The sequence below is a fragment of the Microcoleus sp. S13_C3 genome, from assembly GCF_036700905.1.
Taxonomy (GTDB): Bacteria; Cyanobacteriota; Cyanobacteriia; order Cyanobacteriales; family Microcoleaceae; genus Microcoleus.
The window spans coordinates 1-18,067 of record NZ_JAUBPT010000097.1; the positions used below are offsets into that span (position 1 = coordinate 1).

20 protein-coding genes are annotated in these 18,067 nt (G+C 46.1%); 6 read left to right on the forward strand and 14 right to left on the reverse strand.

What is annotated here, in order from left to right; all coding sequences use genetic code 11:
- Positions 1-55: 55 nt before the first annotated feature.
- Positions 56-766 (reverse strand): hypothetical protein, encoded by a 711-nt coding sequence (locus QUA16_RS23495; RefSeq protein WP_333106244.1) that lies wholly within the window; start codon positions 764-766, stop codon positions 56-58.
- Between the two features lie 348 nt (positions 767-1,114).
- On the opposite strand from QUA16_RS23495, the gene QUA16_RS23500 reads away from it, so the two are divergent.
- Entirely contained in the window at positions 1,115-2,947 is a 1,833-nt protein-coding gene (locus QUA16_RS23500) for a type IV pilin-like G/H family protein (RefSeq protein ID WP_333181355.1), read from the forward strand.
- Between the two features lie 121 nt (positions 2,948-3,068).
- Here the strand turns inward: QUA16_RS23500 and QUA16_RS23505 are convergent, their stop codons facing one another.
- The 7 genes from QUA16_RS23505 to QUA16_RS23535 form a co-directional block, all read right to left on the reverse strand.
- Positions 3,069-3,473: a hypothetical protein gene (locus tag QUA16_RS23505; RefSeq protein WP_333106246.1), complete on the reverse strand. Its 405-nt coding sequence runs from the start codon at positions 3,471-3,473 to the stop codon at positions 3,069-3,071.
- Positions 3,448-4,080 (reverse strand): type II toxin-antitoxin system antitoxin SocA domain-containing protein, encoded by a 633-nt coding sequence (locus QUA16_RS23510; protein WP_333106248.1) that lies wholly within the window; start codon positions 4,078-4,080, stop codon positions 3,448-3,450. Before QUA16_RS23510 ends, QUA16_RS23505 begins: the two co-directional genes overlap by 26 nt.
- A gap of 141 nt (positions 4,081-4,221) precedes the next feature.
- Positions 4,222-4,449 carry a hypothetical protein gene (locus QUA16_RS23515; protein WP_445252230.1) on the reverse strand — a complete coding sequence of 76 codons (228 nt, stop codon included), beginning with the start codon at positions 4,447-4,449 and terminating at the stop codon, positions 4,222-4,224.
- Positions 4,439-4,705, reverse strand: coding sequence for a DUF6972 family protein (locus tag QUA16_RS23520; protein ID WP_333181353.1), 267 nt, complete (start codon positions 4,703-4,705; stop codon positions 4,439-4,441). The genes QUA16_RS23515 and QUA16_RS23520 overlap by 11 nt, the downstream gene beginning before the upstream one ends.
- Positions 4,706-5,238: 533 nt before the next feature.
- Positions 5,239-5,667 carry a heavy metal-responsive transcriptional regulator gene (locus tag QUA16_RS23525; protein ID WP_333106251.1) on the reverse strand — a complete coding sequence of 143 codons (429 nt, stop codon included), beginning with the start codon at positions 5,665-5,667 and terminating at the stop codon, positions 5,239-5,241.
- Positions 5,668-5,770: 103 nt separating this feature from the next.
- Positions 5,771-6,064: a hypothetical protein gene (locus tag QUA16_RS23530; protein ID WP_333106252.1), complete on the reverse strand. Its 294-nt coding sequence runs from the start codon at positions 6,062-6,064 to the stop codon at positions 5,771-5,773.
- A gap of 722 nt (positions 6,065-6,786) precedes the next feature.
- Positions 6,787-6,957: a hypothetical protein gene (locus QUA16_RS23535; protein ID WP_172186391.1), complete on the reverse strand. Its 171-nt coding sequence runs from the start codon at positions 6,955-6,957 to the stop codon at positions 6,787-6,789.
- 167 nt (positions 6,958-7,124) lie between these two features.
- Here QUA16_RS23535 and QUA16_RS23540 point away from each other — a divergent pair, with 167 nt between their 5' ends.
- From QUA16_RS23540 to speA, 4 genes are all read left to right on the forward strand, one after another.
- Entirely contained in the window at positions 7,125-7,715 is a 591-nt protein-coding gene (locus tag QUA16_RS23540) for a DUF3611 family protein (RefSeq protein ID WP_333106253.1), read from the forward strand.
- Entirely contained in the window at positions 7,685-7,852 is a 168-nt protein-coding gene (locus tag QUA16_RS23545; RefSeq protein ID WP_333106254.1) for a hypothetical protein, read from the forward strand. Before QUA16_RS23540 ends, QUA16_RS23545 begins: the two co-directional genes overlap by 31 nt.
- Before the next feature lie 260 nt (positions 7,853-8,112).
- Complete coding sequence (locus tag QUA16_RS23550; RefSeq protein WP_333106255.1) at positions 8,113-9,264, forward strand: helix-turn-helix domain-containing protein; 1,152 nt, start codon at positions 8,113-8,115, stop codon at positions 9,262-9,264.
- 317 nt (positions 9,265-9,581) lie between these two features.
- Positions 9,582-11,588, forward strand: a complete 2,007-nt coding sequence (gene speA, locus QUA16_RS23555; protein WP_333106256.1) for a biosynthetic arginine decarboxylase — start codon at positions 9,582-9,584, stop codon at positions 11,586-11,588.
- 260 nt (positions 11,589-11,848) lie between these two features.
- On the opposite strand, the gene QUA16_RS23560 is transcribed toward speA, so the two are convergent.
- The 3 genes from QUA16_RS23560 to QUA16_RS23570 form a co-directional block, all read right to left on the reverse strand.
- A complete protein-coding gene (locus tag QUA16_RS23560) occupies positions 11,849-13,012 on the reverse strand; it encodes an NDP-sugar synthase (RefSeq protein WP_333106257.1) in 1,164 nt (387 codons plus the stop codon).
- A 319-nt stretch (positions 13,013-13,331) separates the two neighbouring features.
- Positions 13,332-14,147: a segregation/condensation protein A gene (locus tag QUA16_RS23565; RefSeq protein WP_333106259.1), complete on the reverse strand. Its 816-nt coding sequence runs from the start codon at positions 14,145-14,147 to the stop codon at positions 13,332-13,334.
- 87 nt (positions 14,148-14,234) lie between these two features.
- Positions 14,235-14,624: a lipopolysaccharide assembly protein LapA domain-containing protein gene (locus QUA16_RS23570; protein ID WP_333106260.1), complete on the reverse strand. Its 390-nt coding sequence runs from the start codon at positions 14,622-14,624 to the stop codon at positions 14,235-14,237.
- Positions 14,625-14,837: 213 nt separating this feature from the next.
- Between QUA16_RS23570 and QUA16_RS23575 the strand changes: the two genes are divergently transcribed.
- Positions 14,838-15,005 carry a hypothetical protein gene (locus QUA16_RS23575; protein ID WP_333106261.1) on the forward strand — a complete coding sequence of 56 codons (168 nt, stop codon included), beginning with the start codon at positions 14,838-14,840 and terminating at the stop codon, positions 15,003-15,005.
- A 19-nt stretch (positions 15,006-15,024) separates the two neighbouring features.
- Here the strand turns inward: QUA16_RS23575 and QUA16_RS23580 are convergent, their stop codons facing one another.
- The 3 genes from QUA16_RS23580 to QUA16_RS23590 form a co-directional block, all read right to left on the reverse strand.
- Positions 15,025-15,849: a DUF3153 domain-containing protein gene (locus tag QUA16_RS23580; RefSeq protein WP_333106262.1), complete on the reverse strand. Its 825-nt coding sequence runs from the start codon at positions 15,847-15,849 to the stop codon at positions 15,025-15,027.
- A gap of 223 nt (positions 15,850-16,072) precedes the next feature.
- Positions 16,073-17,377 (reverse strand): TldD/PmbA family protein, encoded by a 1,305-nt coding sequence (locus QUA16_RS23585; protein WP_333106263.1) that lies wholly within the window; start codon positions 17,375-17,377, stop codon positions 16,073-16,075.
- A 220-nt stretch (positions 17,378-17,597) separates the two neighbouring features.
- A partial coding sequence (locus QUA16_RS23590) for a tetratricopeptide repeat protein (protein ID WP_333106264.1) occupies positions 17,598-18,067 on the reverse strand: 470 nt, incomplete at its 5' end.

Sequence of the window (18,067 nt, forward strand, 5' to 3'; positions counted from 1 at the left end):
TAGCTTTATTCCTGAACCTTGGCCAAGCCGTTCTCACTTTTCTACGGCTTAAATTTTAAAAACCTACCCCTGAAAGCACGGAGGGGGCGGGCACGGGGGCACCGCCCCTACAGGATTTAATTAAGTCGGTTTGGAGTGATGCCAGGGGTGGAGAGTTGCGGAGACTTCGCCAGATGATGTAGTCGAATTCCTGTTGAATTTGTGGGATTAGTTGGAGAGTAAGGGCGGTTTTGCCAATACCCGATAAGCCTAAAATGGTGATGAGGCGGGTGCGGCCTAAAATCCAGTTTTCGAGGGTGGTGAGTTCGGATGTGCGGTTATAGAATAGGTTGGGTTCTGGTGCATCAGCTAAATCTAAATGTATTTTATGTTCGGAATTGCTTGTTTTTTCGTTAAACTTATCCTTTTCTTGCGGTTCAGATTGTAATTTTTTGGAGGATTGGGAACTATCAACAGAGATGTTACCAATATGGATACAGCCATTGCCAAAAAGCGAGATATTACCAACTTGTAAATTTTCCAGCTTTGCTCTAAAATTTGCTTTAGATACTTGTTCCTTGCCTAATGCAACTGATAAAAGTTTCCATAATTTAAAGCCAACCTCTTTAACGTATTTCTCTGAACGGTTGTGATGCTGTGCAATTTCTTTATATTTCTGATTGTTCCAAGTGCCACGCAATATAGCTTTTTGCAGACTATCTAAGTGTTTTCCCGTAGTAGTCAAAGCTAGATGGTCTACAAATTCTAAAGCTTCTTCAACGTCCATCGGTCACGTAGATGCAAGGGGTTGACCTGATTGTAACCCAACTAAATATGACTTTTTCACTAGCAACCAACTAAATGTGACTTTTTATGACCTAGTTGGGATGGAAAAAACTACTAAATATGACTTGATATGGCTTGACAAGCTTTGGTATTTAGGAAATAATTTATACTTAAGACAACAAAAGGTTATCCTAAGCGCTAGTTGTATCTACCTGTTATGACACAACCGAATATTTTGGAACTCGCGAAACAGGGAGATGCAAAGGCGATCGCGCTTCTGCTGAACCGCCAGCTACAAGCCAAGGGCATCACCGCCGCAGCTTCCCTTAAGGATGGTTGTTTACAGGTGATGCTGGAAGCCGCAGAAGCGCCTAGTCAGCAAATATTGGCCCCGTGGGTGAGTAAGTCGATCGCTGGCTTGGGGGCTGCATCGATTGAGAAAGTGAAGGTTTACGGGCGACAGACGGGCGCGAAGGTGCCGGCGTGGAGTCAAGAGTTTGAAGTGGCGGGGCCAAATTTGCCTGTTGCAAATGTCACAGAGGGGCGGGCAAGTCCTAGTGAGAATACGGAGTCAAATCAGCTTAGTTTGAAGGAACGGGCTAAGCTTGGGGATCTGGAGGCGATCGCATCTTTGTTAAATCTTCCGTTGCAAAATAAGGGAATTACGGCGACTGCGAGTTTGCAAGATGGTTGTTTGCAAGTGATGCTGGAGTCCGATGTGGTTCCTGATGAGGAGGCTTCTATCAGGATTGTCCGCAGGGAGTTGACGAATTTGAAGGCGGGGGCGATCGCTTCTGTGAAGGTTTACGGGCAGCAGGCGGGTGAGGATTTTCCGGCTTGGAATCGAGAGTTTGAGATAGTGGTACAAGTAAGTCACCCAACGTCTAAAGCTGATACCTCAACGCCTAAGCCATCCAAGAAAGTTGAAACTGAAGAATTAGTTGAAATGCTTGTTCCTGGGCTTAAGCAACTCAAAAATGGGATAACAGGTATTGGCGTGGCCTGGTTATTAGGTGCTTTTATTGGTTACTTATGGATGTTTTGGGTTGGGCTGATTATTCATGCAATCTACATTTGGAAATATTTTGATAAACAAGTTATAAAAATAGTCTCTATTTTGGCTGACCAGTTCAATAATTTAGTGTCATCTAATACCACTTTTAACACTCAACCCAAAGCTGAGAATGGCAACACATCAACAAAATTCACCGTTAGTGGCACTCAATCTCATCAGAATAAACAGTCTTGTCCTCGCACCTACTTGGGTGCATCTATCTTAGTAACCATCCTGGCTTTCCCTCCTTTAGGAATAGCAGCAATAATCTTTGCTGCTCAGGTTGTAAGTAAATATGAGCAAGGGGATTACGAAGGAGCTAAATCTAATTCTAATACAGCTAAGGTTTTGTGTATTGTAGGTGGCGCCATTGCGGTTACTTTTTATGTGTTGCTGCTTTCAGTTTTTGGGATATCACTGTTTGCTAACACTCAACTTGAAAGCCAAGCTAAACAATCGGAAGCTAAACAATATATTAGTTCTATTAATAGAGGTCAACAAGCTTATTACGCAGAACATACTAAATTCTCCTCTACGATAGAAGAAATAGGATTGGGGCTAAAAACAGAAACAAACAATTACAAATATACTATTTTTAGCGTAGATAACACGAAAGTTATAGCATCAGCAACAGCAAAAAATAAAAACTTAAAAAGTTATACAGGAGCAGTTTTTTCAATTAAGGGTATTGATGGTAATGATACTACAAAAGCTGATGTTTGTGAAACAGATAGACCATCTCAAACACCTCCTAATATACCTCAATTAATTGGCAACGACATTCAATGTCCTGCTGGCTCTGTGTCTTTAGATTCATTAAAATCTGTGTCTCCCGATTCATTAAAATCGGATAGTACAAAAGTTGGTGTTGAAGTTCCCACACATCCGTCGTGTTCAAGAAAATATGTAAGCGTTAAACTAGATACATTTGAAAACTGTCTAGTTGACGGAATGACATATTCTCAAGTGGCAAATGTTCTTGGTTATGCGGGTAAACTTCAGTCTCAATCTGGTAGCATAGAGATGTGGCAGTGGAACGATGGTGAAGGCAAATATTTATCTGCTATTTTTTCTGATGGTAAGTTGATGAGTAAATCACAGATAGGTTTAGAACCTGGTAGAGATTAGAAGATACATAAAGTAACTGTCGCCTCCTCTACCAACTTTTGAAAAAGTGCGATCGCCCTTACGTCCCAACTTGTCACAAAGTGCGATCGCCCCTCGCCTCTATTTTTCAAAAAAACGCTGCTTACTGATAAAGATTGTGGTTCGGATCTAACCAAACAATATAAAACACATCCTCAATAAAGAATCCATGCACTCGACCATGCTCGTTAGTTGACAGAGAAAACTGATAAGGAACCGTTACCAATTCTTTTTCATTCGGAATACCAAACCCATTGGGTTCCGTTGTTTCTCGCCACTTAATGGGATGACAGCGAAGGGATTGACTGCGATTCATCTTCACTTCTTGTGCTGTCAATGTGGATAAATCGCGCAGTCTTTCCAATAAAATAATGAAATAATTCGCATCCCGATCGCGAATTGAGAATTTTTCATTCTGAGTTTGCAGGTACTTGAACGAAAATCCCAAGCCTTCGGGCGATTTCGGTTGAGAAGGGACAATTTTAGACAGAGGTTTCTTCTTTGACACGACCAGAATAATATTTTTTCATCGATTCTTGAGAAATAATGGCATGACAAGATTCGTCTCTCGGCAAATTCCCTCTCGCTTCCAGCCAAGGCATTTCACTGCAAATCATTCGTTCCAAAGTTTCATCATCATACTCAAAATATGCCTCACCAACTTCTTCTATAAATTGCCCAATTTTTTGGGGAAGTTTCGGTTGTTCGATTTTCTCTGTAATTGGTTCCCAGCTAAATTGGCGTTGATACTTCTCCAATAAATCCGGAATAACTGGCCCGTGAATCCAGGCTTGAAAATCTGCATCAAAGAGTGGCTTGCCGTAAACTCCTAAATACCAAGCTTGAGCGTAATACAAGAGTTTTTGTAGCTTGTAGACGTTGATTGCTACATTATTTTGCGAAGCTAACCAAATGAAAGCATTTGCAATATCTCGATCGCTGATTTTTTCCGAATTAGTTGCAACCGCAACAACTTTCAGTTGACCTTCGCCTATCTGTTCCAATAGTTCATAAACTGACAAGTTAAATTCTCCGGCAATTTGCTCAATTCTTTGCCAGACTGGAGAACTTACATTTATTTGATATTCAGTTGTTATTGAGGTAGTTTGGGTCATGGCAGTTTTTTGAGCCGACTTAAATAATTTTAGCAAACAGTGCGGAATAATGACTTAATAGCGATCGCCCTTACACCCCAAATTGTCAAAAAGCGCGTGAAGCGCAGCTATCCCGTAGGGAATCGCCCCTACATGAATTATTCAAGCTAATTCCGACACACTCAGCCGCCCTTCTACGGGTTCATACTCATCCTCTAAAAGCCAATACTGTGCCTCATCATAACTCTGACTAGAAAACACAACTTTATAACCCTCAGCCGGATTGTAGATCCGACAATTTACATCAGCGTCACTTAGTAACAAAAGCAGATAAGGTGGTGAAAGATTTGGATCGATCCATACCTCTGTAAATTCCCAGTTATTCTTCACTAAATCGGCTTCGAGGCGTAACGTGGTATCGGTTTTCTGCATCAACTGTTATCTCTCCGTAGTAAAGTAAAAGACGGCTACCATCCGGGTCAACTCTATAACCAATTGATTCAGCCAAAAACATACCATAACGATCGTAGCCCCGAATCGTACCTGTAAATTCTCCATCTTCTATTATGGCTTGAGCTACCTGATTCATAGTAGCCTCATCGTTAAAAATATGAGCAGCACGTCCTTTATTAAGCAGTCTTCTCATTTGTGGCGTATCTGGCAAGTGTTTAGCAATGTGCCTGCTGTAAAGAGTGATTTGGCGATTAATTCCACTCATTAATTAATTACTGAGCATACCAGTATGATTAAATCATGCGATCGCCCTTACATCCCAAACTGTCAAAAAGCCTGTAGGCGTAACCAGCCGCAGGCAATGGGCGCACCATCGCTATGCCTTTAGCAAATCCCAATCAGTCAACAGTTGATACTACGAAACATCGCTCTCAAAAATACTTGACAGTCAAAATCTAGCGGTGTATTATAGAAGTAGTGCAAACAATGAAAAACATGAGACTAAAAAGTTGGGAGTCTCCTCGCAGCGAGGGTAGAAACTCCAAAGGCAAAGGCGGCTCAGCCAGGGCTCGGCAACTCAAAAAGCAACAGCAAACTCTGCGAAAACAGTTAAAAGCTCAACACGATCGACCAAGCGATCGACAAAACCACCCACAAAACAACCAACAAAACCATCAAGGGAAGGAAACCAATAATTCCTTCCCTTTTTTTGTATCTTTCCGCTGCTCAATCCCGCTGAATGTTCGGACAAATCGTGCTAGTAATGCTCGCCTGCGAGGGTTGCTCTTGCCAGCAGTTGAGAATGCCTTGCAACTCCCCCTTCAAAGTTTCTAAGGCTGCAATTTGCACGGAAATTTCCTCTACCTTAGCCGTTAGATGCTGCTTCGCTTCCGAGCAAGGCAACTCTCCCCGATCGCGAACCTCTAAAATATCCTTAATTTCCTGCAGGCTCAAACCCAGAGCCTGAGAGCGTTTAATAAACGCCAACCTGTTGAATACGGTTTCGCCAAACAAGCGATAACCAGCGGGCGATCGCTCCACCGCAGGAGACAGCAAGCCCATCTCCTCATAGTAACGAACAGTTTTGACCGACAAACCGCTACAGGCAGCTACAGAGCCAATTTTGTACAGTTTCTCGGCAACAGAAATATTCATAAACCAAGCATCCAAGATCGAAAGACTTTCTTGCCCTATCTTTTAGTGCCTCAGATCCAGGGAGTCGATCGGCACATCGCCCAGTCACCATTGCGCGGTCATCTTAATAAGGAGGATTTTTTTTAGACACGTTAAGCACCGGTAACTGAGGTCTAGAAGACTGAGGAGGAAGATAGTATTCGGGAGCAGGTGCGGTTTGTTCGGCTCCAGAGCGGTAAAATTGCCACCAGCGGAGAGCCATCGCCACCCCAGCGGTGCCAAGCCCAAAAGCCAATAAAGAGCCACTCGCACCGATACTGCCGATGGCGGCATCGACAACGCCCACTGTCACAACAAAGCTGGTAATTGGCTCTTTACGGTAAGCTGACCTCAAAAGTCGCGTCCACGAAGCATTCATTTGGTTTTACTCTGTTCTATATTTATTTACAATCTCTAAAACTTAGAGTTGGCGGAACGATCGGGATTCCTAGCTCAAAGACTAGCTTCACCGAAAATCTGGGCGGAGCGTAGCGGAGGGCTGAAGCCCCGTCCTTCGCTCGACGGCTTTACATTGAATTAAATCCCCGCGGGGTGGAGGGGTATGGTGTCCCCTCCGAGAGGATATGGTTGTCCTCAAACACCCATTTCTGGGGTAAAGTTAGCTTCGCCAAAGTTATCGGTCGGTACTTTCCAAAGCGCACGTCCTTAAACCCCTTAGAGATGTTTAACGCTTTGGTTCTAGAGCAGTGAACTAGCTACGCATTCCCTGGTAGGAGCTTTAACGCTTGCCGATAACGTAGTCCTCAAGAGACTTAGGCTGGTCAGCTACCTAAAGTTGGAGGCTCGAAGCCCCCGTACTTCAGTCGGGGGTGCTGACCTAAATTAATCTTCTCGCCTGTGGGGAATTGTACGGGAGCGAGGCAAAATTGCCAAGCTTGTGAAATCAAAATTCCACCCCATATATACCTCCAAAAGCCAGCTATTGCATTCTGGAACAGAACTCTCTCGGCAGAGAAGTCGCTGGGCTTGTTTCTAATTAATATTTTAATCAATTCCCGAATTTGTCGCGGTCAGCAGAATTCACACCCGCTGCCGTTCCAGTCAAGACAAAGTGTAAGGCTGACCGCGCCGTTGCTAAAATTAGTTGAGACCTAACCAGGACAGCAAGCCCTGGCCTGTGACATACTCGATAATTAAAGTTAGAGAAAAACCGATCATCGCGGCTCGACCGTTAAGGCGTTCCGCGTAGCTGTTGAAACCAAACTTTGGCTGTTCCAGTTTGGGAGTGACGGTGGGTTGTAGTTGTGTCATTGCTTTGGGTACCTGGCGATCGACGCTATTCAAATGTGAAATCCAATGTTAGTTACAAATCTTAAACATTGCTACTTCTATTATAAAGAGGGTTAACCGCCGTCAACCGTCCCCGAAGAGAAAAAACTGCTGCCAACTAATGCCAATTAATTATACCCACTCAAAATATGACTAATCAGTTAGATAACGATAAGCTTCCTGTCGCCGTACAGCGAGTAGCCTTTGCCCTTCGTACAACAGGCTGGGTTTGCTTCTGGGTACAGTTAGTGCTAGGGGTGGTAGCGGCGATCATTTTGCTCTTTGCCATCCCCTTCGCCCTCCCCAGGGCTACCGCCGGTGCGGGTTCAAACAGTGCCGGCACCGGCGGCGGCGTATTTTTTGCCATTTGCGGGCTGGCCGTACTCGCTTACAGCGTATATCGCTCTTTTCGCTTCACTCGCTTGTCGAGACAACTGCGATCGCCCGCTAACGCAGTCCGCCCCAAAAAAGCAGACACCATCAAAGAGGTGCGGCTGTCACTGATGAGCAACTTGTCAGGAATGGTGCTGACGCTGATCGGCGCAGAAGCCATCAGCGGCACGCTTTTAGCCAAATCTCTAGCTCAGCCGCAAGCCTTGTTCGGTGCCGCAGTTGATGTGGGTCGATTTATTCAGCCCCTAGATATATTTGTGGTACTCGCCAATACTCACGCCACTGTTGCCCATTTTGTCGGAATTTTCGGATCTCTTTGGTTGCTCGATCGCATCCACAAACAATAGTCCCAGGGAATTGGGCATGGGGCATGGGGCATGGGGCATGGGGCATGAGCCTTCCCAGGGAATTGGGCATGGGGCATGGGGCATGGGGCATGGGGCATGAGCCTTCCCAGGGAATTGGGCATGGGGCATGGGCATGAGTGGGAATTGGTTATAAGTTATTGGTTATTAGTTATTGGTTATGCGTTATTGGTTATTTGTGAGGGCCTACTAATGCCCTGGGAAGGCCGATGCCCGATGCCCGATGCCCGATGCCCGATGCCCGATGCCCGATGCCCGATGCCCGATGCCCGATGCCCGATGCCCCACTCTCCCACTCTCCCCCAACCCAAATCCGGAATCACTGCCAACCTGTCGAAGAACGTACTCAGATACCTTCTACCAAGACAACATGAATATCATGGCACTGAAACCCGAGACTTATTTTGGGGTGACAGATCACCCAACTATTGAAATTTCTCAAGAAAGTTTTCGTTCTGTCCTAGGTCAAATAGAAGCTGAACTCCTATGTAGCGACACCTATAGCCAAGCTCTAGCTAGCTTGCAAACAATGTTGGGCGAAGCAGCCTCCGCTGCCGAAATTTTAATTAGAGCAGTTAGCAGAGAAGCCGTCAAGCTCGCATTCGATCGATTTCCCAAACAAAACAAAATTGAACCGCAATTAGCCCAAGACAGTTTTACTGCTGTAAGTCCCGCCTTTGAGACGGTGACAGAAATTCAAGAATTGGAGCCACCAGTAGCTGCTCCTGTCTTCTATTGGCGCAGCGCTAGTGTGGAAGCGCCGCCCCAAACCGAGTCCGACACTGAAACTTCCGATCGAGACACTAACACTTCTGAAGACAGCAAACAAGCGCCCCAAGACGAACTTAAAGTCGAGTCGGCTCCACCTGCAACTGTCACCGTCCCCGGAAAATTCTTCCCAGGGTTCGGTTTTCCCAAAAAGCCGAAAAAACTCACCAAGGAAGAAGAAGCAGCTTTAGCCGTTCAAGAGCGAGAAGAGTGCCTGCGGGAGTTGGGTAAAGAATTGCGTAAGGGACGGCAAATTCGCTCCCTATCCCTGCTGCAACTCCACAGTCAAACTCTCGTGCCGGTGCACCACATCGAATCGATCGAAAATGGGGAAATCGACAAACTGCCCCAAGATATTTACGTTAGAGGTTTTATCCGCAGACTGGGCGACGCCTTGGGACTAGACGGTAGCGCTATGGCGAATGCTTTGCCCAAACCCGATCCGAGTCCAATTCCCAGTATGTATGTGTCTGTTTCCGATTCCGACTCAGGCGAAGGCTTTCAAATGCGTCCGGTGCATTTGTACATCGGCTACACCGCTTTGATGGCTGGGGCTGTAGGGGGTTTGGGTTGGCTGTCGCAGCAACCCGTGGTGCCAGGAGCACAGGCAGTACCTCAACCGCAGGTGACACCGCCAGCCTCAGTTGCACCGGCTCAGAAGACCCCAGAAAAAGCACCTCAACCGGGCTTGAAGAAGTCTAATAGTCACGGGGGAATGATTATGGGGGCTGACATGGCGCCGCCGGAGGTGATTTTTGGTTAGTGTGTGTCGGGCGAGCGATCGTCCGACAACTCTCTTGGCGCAGGTGAACTCTGAAACCGAGTTTCAGAGTTCACCTGCATAGGGACACTTGCTTGAAGAAATAAGTCCCGCAAAGCAAATACGGTTGAGATTGTAGTTCAATCCCCGCTTTTCATCTATCTGTAGAGTCAATTCTAAAATCTAAAATCTAAAATCTAAAATCTAAAATCTAAAATCGCCAGCCCGTATACCCAAAGTGATTTTTCAACTGCATCAGGAAACCCGATATCTGCGATAAACTATCTATTTGACCACTCCTAAAAGAGGTTTTCGATAAGATGAGTTCCCCAGCTACCGCTGCTTTCTCCGATCTCGATCCGTTATCGACTCACTCGCCAACAGTCACGAGTTTGGCGGCACCAGACAGTGCTTTGGTAACGGCTCAACTGCCACAAAAATCTTGGACAATAGAAGATAGTGAGAAACTCTACCGAATTCAAGGTTGGGGCGAACCGTATTTTTCGATCAATGCAGCCGGTCACGTTACAGTGTCTCCCAAGGGCGATCGCGGCGGTTCCCTCGACTTGTGCGAACTGGTAGACTCTCTCAAACAGCGAAATTTGGCTTTGCCCCTGCTGATTCGATTTTCTGATATTTTGGAAGACCGGATCGAGCGCTTAAATTCGTGTTTTGCCAGAGCGATCGCTCGCTACAATTACAAAAATGTCTATCGCGGTGTCTTTCCAGTTAAATGCAACCAGCACCGACAATTAATTCAAGATTTGGTGCGTTTTGGTGAACCGCATCACTTCGGACTGGAAGCCGGATCAAAACCAGAATTAATGATAGCTTTGGCGACATTAAAAACCCCAGGCGCTTTGTTAATTTGTAATGGTTACAAAGACCGCGAATACATCGAAACTGCTATTTTGGCGCAGCGGCTAGGGCAAACTTCCGTAATTGTGCTGGAGCAAATAGAGGAAGTAGAACTCGCAATTGCCGCCAGCAAAGCATTAGGAATTAAACCGATTTTGGGAGTGCGAGCAAAACTCACTACCAAAGGGGTTGGCCGCTGGGGAGGTTCCACGGGCGATCGGGCAAAATTTGGCTTGACAATTCCTGAAATTATCCGTGCAGTCGGCGAACTAGAAAAAGCTGGAATGCTCAATTGTTTGCAGTTACTGCACTTCCACATCGGCTCTCAAATTTCCTCAATTAGTGTCATCAAAGACGCCATTCGAGAAGCCAGCCACATTTATGTAGAATTAGCTAAATTGGGAGCTAATATGAACTACTTGGACGTAGGCGGTGGACTCGGCGTTGACTACGACGGGTCTAAAACAAACTTCCACGCTTCCAAAAACTACAATATGCAAAACTACGCTAACGACGTAGTAGCGGGAGTGAAAGATGCCTGCGACGAGCGGAAAATCCCGGTTCCAATTATCATTAGCGAAAGCGGGCGGGCGATCGCTTCTCACCAATCAGTGTTAGTTTTTGACGTACTCGGTACTAGCGATGTCCCCAGAGAAGTACCAGAACCAGTAGATGAAAACGCGCACCAAATTCCGCGCAATCTCTACGAAATTTACCAATCTATCAGTCCCGAAAATTACCAAGAAGTTTATCACGATGCCATCCAATTCAAGGAAGAGGCAGTCAGTTTATTTAACTTAGGCTATTTGGGGATTGCGGAACGGGCGAAAACCGAACAGTTGTACTGGGCTTGCTGCGATAAAATACAGGCGATCGCGCGACAAAAAGAATATGTATCGGAGGATTTGGAAGACTTAGAAAAGGTGATGGCGTCCATTTATTACATCAACTTATCTGTTTTCCAGTCAGTACCAGACAGTTGGGCAATTAACCAATTGTTCCCAATTATGCCAATTAACCGACTCGACGAAGAACCAACTCAACGCGGTATTTTAGCCGATCTTACCTGCGACAGCGACGGCAAAATCGACCAATTCATCGATTTGCGAGATGTGAAGTCGGTTTTGGAACTGCATACTCTCAAACCTGGAGAACCTTACTATTTGGCGCTATTTTTGGGAGGTGCTTATCAAGAAATTATGGGCAACCTTCACAACTTATTCGGCGATGCTAATGCAGTTCACATTCAGCTAACACCTTCTGGCTATCATATCGAACACGTTGTGAAAGGAGACACTATGAAAGAAGTCCTTAGCTACGTACAGTACGATTCAGAAAATTTGGTGGAAAGCATCCGCCGTCAGACAGAAGCAGCTTTGCAGCAAAATAAAATTACTCTTTCCGAGGCCCAACTTTTGCTGCAAAATTACGAGCGGAGTCTCAGCCAATATACTTATCTTCAGTCTTAAAATGTAGGGTGTAACTGAGATGTTGCACCACTGTCAAGAAGCCTTTTATGAACAGGCTTTTCGGCCTGTTCCACAAACAGTAGATTTTCTTGTGGAACAGGCCGGAAAGCCTGTTCTTGAGAATGGTGGAAGAGGTGAGGTGCAACCTAAGCACATTACCAGAATTAAAAGCTGAGATCATAAACGTAAAAGTAGGGTGCGCTAGGCGCACCTTACCTTGAGCAATTAGCAATTAGCAATTAGCAATTAGCAATTAGCAATTATCCACCATGACCGAGAATTTCAGATATCGCCCGCCGCTCTTCTCCGTGTTGAGTCGGTAAAACTTGGCGAGCGTCAGTAATCAGCCAATCGAGAGCCGCCGCTTGCAAATCGATCGCAGCCCCGGTTTTATCAACGCAGTAGCGCCCGAACACCAGTTTGTCAACCAACCGCACCTCTGGGCCCAAACGGGAATACTCAAAAATCACGCTGTTTTCCACAGTGGCGCCACTGCAAAGCCAACAATTTGGGCCGATCATTGTCGGGCCGATAATTTTTGCTCCATCCTCAATGATCGTCATCCCGCCAATGTAAACAGGCCCAGTAATATCAACCTTATCCCAGTTAACAGCTACATTCAAACCAGCGTAAACACCGGGGCGCACTTCAATCCCCGGAATAGAAACATTTTTAACTTGTCCCAGTAGCACGCTCTGAATTGCCCGCCAATAGTCAGGAACTTTGCCGATATCCACCCACTCAAAGTCCATGCTAATTCCGTAAAAAGGCGCGCCTTCTGCTACTAGCTTGGGAAATAACTGCGAACCGATATCGTATTCCTGGCCCGAAGGGATGTATTTGAATATTTCCGGTTCAAAAATATAAATACCAGTGTTAATGTCGGTACTCAGAGCTTCCTCTACAGAAGGTTTTTCTTGGAAATCTTTAATTTTGCCAGACTCGTCTGTTACCACCACTCCGTAACTGGGAACCTCCTCGCGGGGAACCGATTTCATAACAATAGTAGCGATCGCCCCTTTTTCCCGGTGCCACTTCACAGCAGCAGTCAAGTCCAAGTCAATCAAAGCGTCGCCGCACAGCACCACAAAAGTATCGTCAAAAAACGGCGAGAAGTCCTGAATTCGTTTCATGCCACCAGCCGAACCGAGAGCCTCTCCAATCAGTTCTCCCTCCTCAATTCGCCCTTCAAAAGAATAGGCAATTTGTACCCCAAACTTTTGACCGTCGCGGAAGTAGTTTTCAATCACGTCTGCCAGGTGGGAAACATTGACCATAATCTGGTCAAATCCGTGCTGGCGGAGCAATTCAACCAAAAACTCCATCACTGGCTTTTGCAGGATGGGAATCATCGGTTTGGGTATTGTCTGAGTAATAGGACGGACGCGAGTGCCTTTACCGGCCGCCAGAATCATCGCTTTCATTATTAACTTCCTCAACCCTCTTTTAATTGATATCAACTGAACAATACAATTAGATGCTAGCGGTTGCGATCGAATCGATCGAGCACAGCAAAATCCTGACCAGTTTATAGGCGACATCGTACCAGGCTATCAATCATTTATCCCCAATTTACCTAGATTTAAGAAACCAGGAATAGGGAATCACCAAGAACTTCGCACTGCCGCTCTCCGCATTCGGGGCTCAGCAACAGAATGCCATAGAGCGAGATTCTGCCTGGAATCTTAACCGACGCAGTGGCATAGTTATTAGTTTCCCCCCAGAACCTAATACCCTGCAAGCTCAAAGCGCGCGGATTTTGAGGTCTTGGTAAAACTCCTCTTGAAGCAACTCTACTTTAGACTGAGCCGATAGCAGCAACAACGCCCAAAAAATACCCACCCGGTCATGATTTGGCAAGTGAACTTCCCCAGTCGATACCGGAGGTTCTGAATGGACAGGAGAGTGCGAGTCGTTATGATGCCAGAGCTCTAGCAATGTGTCCAAGTCCAGCCAACCCTCGTCAATTTCCGCGCCCCGCTGAGCCAGAAACCGTTCGAGTTCACTAGCAGTTTCTACGAGATTTTCTTGGTGAGCTAGCTCAAAGATAGCTTGGGCCGCTTGCGATCGCATTTTTGAGGTAGGGCGGCGCCGGGGGGTAACTGTCTGCTGCTCCATTGCTGCTTTCATTAGCTGCAACTGCTCAATCAGTTCTGGGAGAGTCACCGGGCGTTTTTGCGGTAGTTGAGCTACACCGCGACGGCGCAATTGCCGCTCTAAATGCTGCGGCAAGTGTCGCCCGCCTGAGTGCTCTGCGTCTTCTACTGCAGGCTCGTCGGCGTCGGGATTCGCGGGGGGTTCGGAGAGGACGATACTTTCTGCTTTGAGCAAAACCAGCATTGAAGCGTACAAAAACGCTTGGCCGGAGTGGGACAAATCGGAGAAATCCTTACTCTGATCTGCATCGCAGGCGTTCGTAAGCTTGCTCAGACATCGATCGAACACTTCAATTACCTTAACGTCCCAAGGATCGATTTCTCCCCGTTCGGCTAGGTCAATTAAAATTGCGATACCCTCAGAAATCGTTTCTAAGCCATCTTGGTCTCGGGAAACGGCCATTCGATTTTAGATTTTAGATTTTAGATTTTAGATTTTAGATTTTAGATTTTAGATTTTCCCTCTGAGAAAATCAGAGAGCATATCAAGTTAATTGGCGGTCATTTCAGGATTGGTGCCCTCAATGGCTGCTATTTCTAAACTTATCGGTTCTGCACTTTCTAACAAAGGTTGTTTGGCTTCTACTTCGGCTTTATAGCGTTCAAGATTTTGTTCTAATTCCTGAATCCGCTGCTCTTTTTCGCGAACTTGGCGAATCTCTTGGCGCGAGGCGAGGGTTCGCTGCATTCTCGACCACAGACTGAACAGCCACGCTAGTGTTGCCCCTAATCCGGTCGCTACAATTAGTTCTACGCACAGCGGAGCTTTAACTTGGACGCCTTCGATAACTTGAATCGCGACTGGCTGTGTATTTTCGATGCTGAATAATACTAGAGCCAAGCAAATCAGAAAGATGAAGAAGAAATTTAGCGATCGCATTTTCTCTGTTCCTAATTCTCAATTCAGGTTAAGCAAATTCTTGGCCCTTTGTCAACTGTCTTTTGGCAGATGCTGCCAGTTTTTTTGATAACATCAAATCGGGTCAATTAACCATAATATCCGGGGAGGGGCGGGTTTATTGCAGCTCTGAGAGTTGATTGAAGAGATTGGTTAACCCGCCCCCGCAGGACATATCCTGGGAGCATCTCACCTTTGCAGCCCTCCGCTAGAAATTGGAGTTTTGAGGCAGGAGGCAGGAGGCAGAAGGCAGAAGGAAAGAGGAAGAAGGAAAGAGGAAGAAGGAAAGAGGAAGAAGGAAAGAGGAAGAAGGAAGGAGCCAGAAGAAGGAAGGAGCCAGAAGAAGTATTTTTACAAATATGAGATGCTCCCCATCTCCTCTTTAGGTTTGACCGATGTTTTGGGGTTTCTTGCCGATTCCCAGTGCTGGCAATATTTGATATTTCAAAGCAATGCCTGCGGCTACAAATAAGGCAATAATCAGCGCCCCAATTCCTACCGGGCTGGGAATCCAGAATATCGCCTCCAAATAGTTAACTTCTCCGGGTTTGAGCTTCCAAACTAACTGTTTTCCTTGCTGAGAGCTTTCGGGAACCAGGGCACCGGCGACAGTTTCAATACTTTCGGCGCCCCAAGGCGTGTTCAAGCTAAAGTCTAGCTCCAAAAGTCCCCCCGGACTCAGCAGCAGACTGCCATTAGAAGAAAGCAGTGAAAGAGAGCGCAAATCCAATTCCAAACTCAACCGATTTCGTAGCACCAATAATAAATTATTCTGCTTGACACTAAGGTGAGATTCAAACTTCGGCAAATCTGTTTCTAGCGGACTTGAAACCCGATATTGTGTGGTTGGTGCGACGGGATTGTAAAATTGGTTGAACTTGTCTTGCAACTCTGCTCCATTATTGAAAGGAATCCTCACTAGAACTTCTGTGGGGGAAAGTCGTTTAGTTTTTCCGTCCAGCAACCTCACCCGGCGTTCTACGCTTTTCAACCATTCTGCAACAGTTTCGCTACTGAAGCTCGTCAACCTTTCCCCCAGTTTAATGTGCTGCACGATTTCGCCACGAGTTTGACTCTCAAAGTTGACCCCGACATCGTACTGAACGCATCCAGTCACTAGAGTTAAAAGGCAAAAAACCAAAGGTAAAAGAAAGAAAAAGTGCTTTTTCTTCTTCCCAGTTCCATCCTTGACATTTGGCTCTTTCATTATAAATTTTTCCCTGTTTTTACCTATTTGCATGAATTAGCAAAGCGTTGAATTGCCGACACTGTTTCTATGTTTGTTTAAGTGGTTTTAACTGGTTCCTAGGCTCTGCCTGGGAACCCATGTCCAGAGGCTTTGCCTCGCAAGCTTTCATCCAAATTCGAGGCAGAGCCTCACGATATGTATTACCAGGCAGAGCCTGGTAACGAGTAAAACCGCACTGAACTTATTGCCTCGAAGCTACACCCAAATGTTGAAACAGCATACTCGGCAAATAGGCTGCACCGCCTACCCATTCGGCTTCGCTACTCAAATCTGCCAAATTTTTAAAGGCTTCAAAAATGCTGCCTGCCACCATTGTATTCTTGACGCGACCCACAATTTTGCCTTTTTCTACTTTATAGCCTAAGTCCAAATTGACAGAAAATTCGCCAGCTAACTGATTGGACTGACCGGCACCTAAAACCTGCTCTACTATTAGACCTTCGTCCATGCTAGCAATCAAGTCTTGATTGGCGGTATTTCCTGGGGAAATGCAAAAGTTAGTCAAATCAGGGCCGGGGCGAGACAATCCGCCACGAAAACCGTTGCCGGTTGATTGTACAGCGGCGCGAGCGGCCCACCTGCGATCCCAATAAAATCCGGTGACAGTACCTTTGTCTATCAAGACTTTGCGGGTGGTGGGTGTACCTTCGTCGTCAAAGGGACAAGCAGAAGGGCCTAAAGTGGGGTCTTCAAAAAAGGTAAAGCGTTCGTCAAATAAGGTTTCGCCGATTTTGTCGGCTAGGGGAGAGGCTTTTTGAACTACTGCTTGACCTGAAAGGATGGTATCAAAGAGGCCGCCGAGGGTGCTAGCGGCGGCTCTGGGGGTAAATAATACTGGGTAGGAACCGCTGGTGATGGTGGCTGAATGTTCTGCGAGGCGGTATTTTTCGAGGAGTGATTCGAGGATGCTGTTGGTGTCTAGGGGACGATCGCGCGCAACGTCGTAACTGTATGCTTGCATAAAGTCTTCTCCCTTTACCAAATTGCCAGCAATAGTGCCACTGACTATTTGGCTGCTTCTTTCGGCATACAAATCTTGCGTGGTGGCAATTTTCACGCGGCCGCTGCGGACGTGAAAGCCGACATCTACCATAATATCGGGATTGTAGGCGTGAACTTGCTCGATGAGGTTTTTGCCGTTTTCGACTAATTCTTGAGTTGTGGGCGGAGTGTAGGTGGTTTCCGGGCCTTTTAGGTGGAAGTTGGAGGCGAGTTCAAATTCTGCGGGGTCGCCGATTTCGGCTGTTTGAATCGCTGCATCTACTAAATCGTCTATCCGCGTTAAATCTGTGGAACTAGCAAAACCGATTTTGCCGTGCGAAATCAGCCGGAGTGCTACGCCTTGCAGTGCTTTGGTTTGCAGGGATTTGAGGCGATTGTTTTCAAATTCGATTGGGGTGTCTTGACTCGACAGGTAGTATACTTCAGCGGCATCGGCGCGCTGAGAGGCCAATTTCAAAATCTGGTCTACGGTTGAATCGCTCACAATAATCGCCTTTCAGGTTTGGTCTTTTTTTTATTTTAGCGATTTAGGGTGTGGCCAGAAACCGGGTTTTTTCCAAAAACAGCGATACACCACCGAAAAACTGCGAAAAACCCGGTTTCTTCGGTTGTATTCGCGGTCAGAAACCGGGTTTTTTCCAAAAACAGCGATACACCACCGAAAAGCTGCGAAAAACCCGGTTTCTTAAGTCAGAGTGCATCCATCAATCCCCAGCCATCTGCTGAATCCTAGAAATAATGCGTTTCACTGTCTCCGCGTCGGGCGATCGCAAATGCTGTAAAATCTCCAAAGATTGCTGTAAATAATTCAAAGCTTGGTCAAAATCTCCCTGCGCTGCTAACAACTGTCCAAGCATTGCGAAAGTAGCAGCTTTCCCTTGAACATCGCCAATTTTTTCGTGAAGTTCGAGAGATTGTTGATAAAATGGGATCGCCTGTTCTACTTCCCCAAGATTTGCATAGATTATTGCTAGACCGTGCAAAGTAACAGCTTTCCCTTGAACATTGCCAATTTTTTCCCAAAGTTCGAGAGATTGTTGATAAGATGCGATAGCCTGTTCTACTTCCCCTCGATCGGCATAGATTCCTGCTAGTTGGTGCAAAGTAGCAGCTTTCCCTTGAACATCGCCAATTTTTTCCTTAAGTTCGAGAGATTGTTGATAAAATGCGATCG

What these genes read in the sequence shown, in the direction of transcription:
- QUA16_RS23495 (WP_333106244.1), bottom strand. Translation starts at nt 766, where the DNA reads ATGGACGTTGAAGAAGCTTTAGAATTTGTAGACCATCTAGCTTTGACT.
- QUA16_RS23500 (WP_333181355.1), top strand. Translation starts at nt 1,115, where the DNA reads ATGCTGGAAGCCGCAGAAGCGCCTAGTCAGCAAATATTGGCCCCGTGG.
- QUA16_RS23510 (WP_333106248.1), bottom strand. Translation starts at nt 4,080, where the DNA reads ATGACCCAAACTACCTCAATAACAACTGAATATCAAATAAATGTAAGT.
- QUA16_RS23520 (WP_333181353.1), bottom strand. Translation starts at nt 4,705, where the DNA reads ATGAGAAGACTGCTTAATAAAGGACGTGCTGCTCATATTTTTAACGAT.
- QUA16_RS23525 (WP_333106251.1), bottom strand. Translation starts at nt 5,667, where the DNA reads ATGAATATTTCTGTTGCCGAGAAACTGTACAAAATTGGCTCTGTAGCT.
- QUA16_RS23530 (WP_333106252.1), bottom strand. Translation starts at nt 6,064, where the DNA reads ATGAATGCTTCGTGGACGCGACTTTTGAGGTCAGCTTACCGTAAAGAG.
- QUA16_RS23535 (WP_172186391.1), bottom strand. Translation starts at nt 6,957, where the DNA reads ATGACACAACTACAACCCACCGTCACTCCCAAACTGGAACAGCCAAAG.
- QUA16_RS23540 (WP_333106253.1), top strand. Translation starts at nt 7,125, where the DNA reads ATGACTAATCAGTTAGATAACGATAAGCTTCCTGTCGCCGTACAGCGA.
- QUA16_RS23550 (WP_333106255.1), top strand. Translation starts at nt 8,113, where the DNA reads ATGGCACTGAAACCCGAGACTTATTTTGGGGTGACAGATCACCCAACT.
- speA (WP_333106256.1), top strand. Translation starts at nt 9,582, where the DNA reads ATGAGTTCCCCAGCTACCGCTGCTTTCTCCGATCTCGATCCGTTATCG.
- QUA16_RS23560 (WP_333106257.1), bottom strand. Translation starts at nt 13,012, where the DNA reads ATGAAAGCGATGATTCTGGCGGCCGGTAAAGGCACTCGCGTCCGTCCT.
- QUA16_RS23565 (WP_333106259.1), bottom strand. Translation starts at nt 14,147, where the DNA reads ATGGCCGTTTCCCGAGACCAAGATGGCTTAGAAACGATTTCTGAGGGT.
- QUA16_RS23570 (WP_333106260.1), bottom strand. Translation starts at nt 14,624, where the DNA reads ATGCGATCGCTAAATTTCTTCTTCATCTTTCTGATTTGCTTGGCTCTA.
- QUA16_RS23580 (WP_333106262.1), bottom strand. Translation starts at nt 15,849, where the DNA reads ATGAAAGAGCCAAATGTCAAGGATGGAACTGGGAAGAAGAAAAAGCAC.